Source organism: Alkalibacillus haloalkaliphilus C5 (genome assembly GCF_000269905.1).
GTDB lineage: Bacteria > Bacillota > Bacilli > Bacillales > Alkalibacillaceae > Alkalibacillus > Alkalibacillus haloalkaliphilus_A.
The window spans coordinates 1-5,058 of sequence record NZ_AKIF01000179.1 but is presented as its reverse complement, the minus strand read 5'-3'; the positions used below and the strand labels follow the sequence as shown (position 1 = coordinate 5,058).

Sequence of the window (5,058 nt, the reverse complement as noted above, 5' to 3'; positions counted from 1 at the left end):
TGACCACCGTTCTAGTGGGTCAGGGTGCAAAAAAGTAGCATACCCAATTATTTTGTTTTCATCTCGTGCCACAACCACACGGCCTTCTTCAAAATCAGCAATTGATTTGACCGCTTCATATTGTTTTTTCGGTGGACGAAAAGCTGTAAGGCCCTCATCGAAATAATAGTCGTCTAACTGACTAGAAGTTAGCGGACCTTCTACTTTAACGGATTTTCCGTCTTTTTTAATTGTTTTTTGATGATATTTTTTTGGATGTTTCAATGGGACACCACCTAAAAATCATATATATCAATATTATAACATGGATTAAGATTGGACTAATATATAAAAACCACTGATTTAAATAATCAGTGGCTTAGAAAGTCTTATTTATTCATCATTTTGTTCGTCTTCGTCATCTTCGTTGTCTTCACCGTTTTCCTCGTCTTCATCGTTATCTTCATCATCGTCATTATCTGAATCTTCTTCTTCGTCGTTGCCGTCTTGTTCATCGCTAGCATCTTCGTCTTCCTCGTCGTCTTCACGAGCTTCTTCTTCGTTTTCTTCCTCGTCCTCGTCCTCTTCCTCTTCATCTTCAATCGTACCGTAGATGATCGAGTCAGATAATCCAGATTCATGACCATATAGGCTTACAGATGATACAGCGTATGCATATCCTTCTGATGGTAAATCAAATTCTGTTTCGGTTGTATGACCAACCTCCTCGAAATCACCATCTTCTTCATCTGATATATAGATACGGTAACCAATGACTTGACCGTCAGCTTGGCTCCACGTAAGTGTGCTACCTGAAGTTGATAGGCTACTAGGAGAGCTAGGTGTTCCATCATCTTCAAGTTCATCATCATTAGCAATCATTAAGTCAGACCAATCGCCACTTCCTAATACATCTTCAATGTCAACTGGATCAGACCAGCCGGAGCCTAATCGGTACGTTGATCCCCAACCAAGTTGATCAATAAAGTCTTGGTCGATCGACATCCCTTCACTTGTGAATTCTTCAGGTGTTTCTTCAACAGCCGCAAAGCGTTCACCATCAATTTCTACAAAACGGCCAGTCGTGAAGCTGTCATCCGCTTCTGAAGGAGCATGTTCAATGTTGAATAAATCGGTTTGGACTAAACCTAATTCCTGGCACATATCACTTGGAATATTCCCAGATAGTGCACAGTAGCTTCTAGACACAATGCTCCTGGAGTTGAAAAACGGTCGCTTGGTGTGACAAGATCCGATTCAACATCAGCAGCACCATTTACGAGTTCTGACCAGAATCGTAAGTTGTTTGAGCTATAATTATCTTGGTTAAGGCGTAATATGTTTCTGTTTACAGCACGATCATGTCCATAATACCCCATCCAAGTCCCTATAGTGATGTTAGGGTTAGAAGCGACAAACCAAGCATCTTCAAACTCATCAGAAGTACCAGTTTTTCCAGCCCAATCTACTCCAGGATTATTTAAGAAATTATTAATACTAGTGGCTGTACCGTTATTTATAACATCTCGCATCATATCGATCATTAAATATGATGTTTGAGGTGAGAACACTTCCTCTTCTTCTGGTTCATGTTCATATAAAGTGTCTCCGTCACGATTAACAATCTTATCAATCATGTAAGGTTCTACGTAGTTACCTTCATTAGTAAATGTAGCATAAGCAGCAACATTTTGTTCCACAGTAATATACGGATAACCACCTAATACATTTGATGGTAAGTTTTCTCCATTAGGGATGCCCATTCTTTCTAGGAATCTGGCAGGGTTACCATCTTGTTCAATAATATTAATCATTAGTCTTGCTATTGGTATATTATCTGAAGCTGCTAAAGCAGACCGCGCGTCAACGAGTCCACTAGGCTGACTGTAAGAAATAAAATTAGTCGGTGACCATGGATCACCACCACCATGATACTCAAATGAAACATCTAATAGTGGTGAGCCTGGTTGAATCATTCCTAATTCCATCCCTACTGCATACCCGAACAAGGGTTTCATTGTACTTCCAGGTGGACGAAAGTCATAGGTTGCATTATTAACTTCACGGCGTTCAAAGTCTCTTCCTCCAACGAAGCCTAATATCGCACCAGTTCTGTTTTCCATCATAAGTGCACCAGCTTCAACAGGGATTTCTTCTTCTTCAATTTCCCCAGTGTTTGGGTTTTCAAATGCAATTGTTTTTGTAGCCCCATAACGTTGAAAAGAATTTTTAATCTCTTGGAATCGGTCATGAATATCTTTATTAATCGTCGTATGAATTTCTAAACCATCATGTCTTAACTGATTACGAGCCAAGTCCTCATAATGACTTTTTGTAGCACCAACATTATGATACTCTTCTAAGTCGCCAGCTTCTTCAGCTAACTTTTCAGCAAGAATATCTCTAGCTCGACTTTCTACTTCATCAGCAACCCACGGATATTCATCACGAATTGATTCTCTTTTATCTGTAAAGTCACCAACGACATCATAATCTAACGCTTCTTCATATTCCTCTTCAGTTATTTTTTCAGCGGACAGCATACGGTTTAAAACGGTTTGCATGCGATTTAAGCCAGGCTGTAGTTGTTCTTCCTCTTTGAACGACCCACCTGATGCATACGGCGTATAAGCATATGGACTTTGTGGTAAGCCAGCAATATACGCTGCTTGTGGTAAGTTAAGCTCATCAGCATCAACGTCAAAAATACCTTGTGCTGCAGCTTGGATACCAGCTATGTTTCGTCCAGTTGAATCACGTCCAAATGGCACAATATTTAAATAAGCTTCTAAAATATCTTCTTTTTCAAAGAAGTTTTCCATACGAAGTGCAATGAAAATCTCTTCTGCTTTACGTTCAAATGAAACTTCATTTGATAAAATTTGGTTTTTTACTAACTGTTGGGTTAACGTACTACCACCAGTCTGAGTAGCTGCACCTGTAAACTCTTGATATAAAGCGCGCATAATCGCCTTAGGTACAATACCATCATGTTCTTCGAAGTATTCATCTTCTGTTGCAATCAAAGCATCAATAAATACATCAGCAACATGTTCTGTTTCAATTTCCTCGCGGTGGATGTCACCACGAACAGGACCTAAGTATACGTCATTAGCAAAATAGATATCAGATGTTTCTTCATAGTTATAAACCATCTGCTCCATTTCTTCAGCTTCACTTACTTCAACGTCTTCCACTAGTGAGGCCATATACCCTAACCCTAATCCACCTGCAAAAAATGCTCCTATTAGACCAATGATTAGGAAAAATAGCGCGACATTCCATACAATATCAAGTGAAATTCGAGTAACTTTAGGGAATTTACCACCTTGGAAAAATGCAAGGAATCTATTTTTTGAATTATTATGACTCATTTCCGAACCTCCTAAAATATCGACTATATTATAGCATAGATTAAAAGGTAGGCATATTGTAAATATTCTTTTAAAGTTGCATTTTTATTGTACTTATGATAAAAATAAATATCATAAATGAAACGTGAATATGACATGCAACGAACAGTTGAAGTAGGACTATGTCCAATGCAACAGAGAGCTAGTGGGTGGTGGAAACTAGCGCAAGGCATAGAACGAATTACGGCTAGGAGCATTCTCTTGTAAAGAGACGGGTAATACCGTTAACTAATGAAGTGGTGACTGCACAAATGTAGTTACAACTAGGGTGGTAACGCGAGTCCCTCGTCCCTATGTGGATGAGGGGCTTTTTTGTATTATATAGACTAACTTTAGGAGGAAGAAACAATGAATATTATTGAAGATCTAAGAGCGAGAGACTTAATAAATCAAATGACTGATGATGAAGGGTTAGAAAAACATCTGAATGAAAGCCGAGTTACATTGTACTGCGGATTTGACCCTACAGCTGATAGTTTACACATTGGACATTTATTACCTATTCTAATGTTGAAAAGATTCCAAGAGGCAGGGCATCGTCCAATCGCATTAGTCGGTGGGGGTACAGGATTAATTGGTGACCCAAGTGGCCGTAATGAGGAACGTCAGTTGAACGAAGAGAGCGTTGTCCAGGAATGGGTTACAAATATTGAAGACCAACTATCAAGATTCATTGATTTTACAGATGACCAGAAAGGGGCAAAAGTAGTCAATAACTATGATTGGCTGTCTAAAATGTCTATTATTGATTTATTAAGAGATGTTGGTAAGCACTTCAGTGTTAATTACATGTTAGCGAAAGACTCGGTTGAATCAAGAATTGAAAATGGAATCTCATACACAGAATTTACTTACATGTTACTACAATCTTTAGACTTCTTACGTTTGAATCAAGAAGAAGATGTCTCTTTACAAATTGGTGGTAGTGACCAATGGGGGAATATTACAGCTGGTCTTGAACTCATTCGCCGTACTAGTCAAGAGGGAGAAGAGGTTAAAGCATACGGATTAACAGTTCCTCTTATCACTAAGGCTGATGGGTCGAAATTCGGTAAAACAGCAGGTGGTGCTATTTGGTTAGATGAGAAGAAAACGAGTCCTTATGAGTTTTACCAATTCTGGGTTAATGCTGATGATCGTGATGTCGTTAAGTTTTTGAAATCCTTTACTTTCTTACCGTTAGAAGAGATTGACGAACTAGCAAAAGAAGTTGAAGAGCGCCCTGAACAACGTGTAGCGCAACGTCGCTTAGCTGAGGAAATGACGAAAATGGTTCATGGAGAAGAAGCGTTGAACCAAGCACAGCGCATTACTCACGCATTGTTTAACGGAGACATTAAAGAATTAACGAAAGAAGAAGTTGAAGTTGGCTTTAAAGATGTTCCGACTTTTGAACTTGAAGAGAGTGAAAAGGGCTTAATTGACCTGTTAGTTGAAGCAAATATCTCTTCTTCAAAACGCCAAGCACGAGAAGATATTTCAAACGGTGCTATTTATATTAATGATGAAAGACAACAAGATTTAAAATACATCATTGATGAGAAAGATCGAATTGATGATGCTTTTACAATTATTAGACGTGGAAAGAAAAAGTACTTTTTAATTAAGCATGTATAGAAAAAATAAAAACACTACACTTTGATGAACATAAAACCCGAACGAATAA

The 5,058-nt window shown here is 38.5% G+C and carries 3 protein-coding genes, 1 pseudogene and 1 other annotated feature; of the genes and pseudogenes, 1 reads left to right on the top strand and 3 read right to left on the bottom strand.

Features of this window, described 5'->3' with window-relative positions; all coding sequences use genetic code 11:
* From A194_RS0114480 to A194_RS18660, 3 genes and pseudogenes are all read right to left on the bottom strand, one after another.
* Positions 1 to 264, bottom strand: a pseudogene (locus A194_RS0114480) (N-acetyltransferase); the annotation flags it as partial.
* Between the two features lie 108 nt (positions 265 to 372).
* Positions 373 to 1,188, bottom strand: coding sequence for a hypothetical protein (locus A194_RS20375; protein ID WP_157783070.1), 816 nt, complete (start codon positions 1,186 to 1,188; stop codon positions 373 to 375).
* The gene (locus A194_RS18660) at positions 1,128 to 3,353 is read right to left on the bottom strand and encodes a transglycosylase domain-containing protein (RefSeq protein WP_050980535.1); all 2,226 of its coding nucleotides are present in this window, start codon (positions 3,351 to 3,353) and stop codon (positions 1,128 to 1,130) included. Before A194_RS18660 ends, A194_RS20375 begins: the two co-directional genes overlap by 61 nt.
* 131 nt (positions 3,354 to 3,484) lie before the next feature.
* Positions 3,485 to 3,688, top strand: a binding site (T-box leader).
* Between the two features lie 52 nt (positions 3,689 to 3,740).
* Here A194_RS18660 and tyrS point away from each other — a divergent pair.
* A complete protein-coding gene (tyrS, locus tag A194_RS0114470) occupies positions 3,741 to 5,009 on the top strand; it encodes a tyrosine--tRNA ligase (RefSeq protein ID WP_017187520.1) in 1,269 nt (422 codons plus the stop codon).
* Positions 5,010 to 5,058 lie beyond the last annotated feature (49 nt).

What these genes read in the sequence shown, in the direction of transcription:
- tyrS (WP_017187520.1), top strand. Translation starts at nt 3,741, where the DNA reads ATGAATATTATTGAAGATCTAAGAGCGAGAGACTTAATAAATCAAATG.
- A194_RS18660 (WP_050980535.1), bottom strand. Translation starts at nt 3,353, where the DNA reads ATGAGTCATAATAATTCAAAAAATAGATTCCTTGCATTTTTCCAAGGT.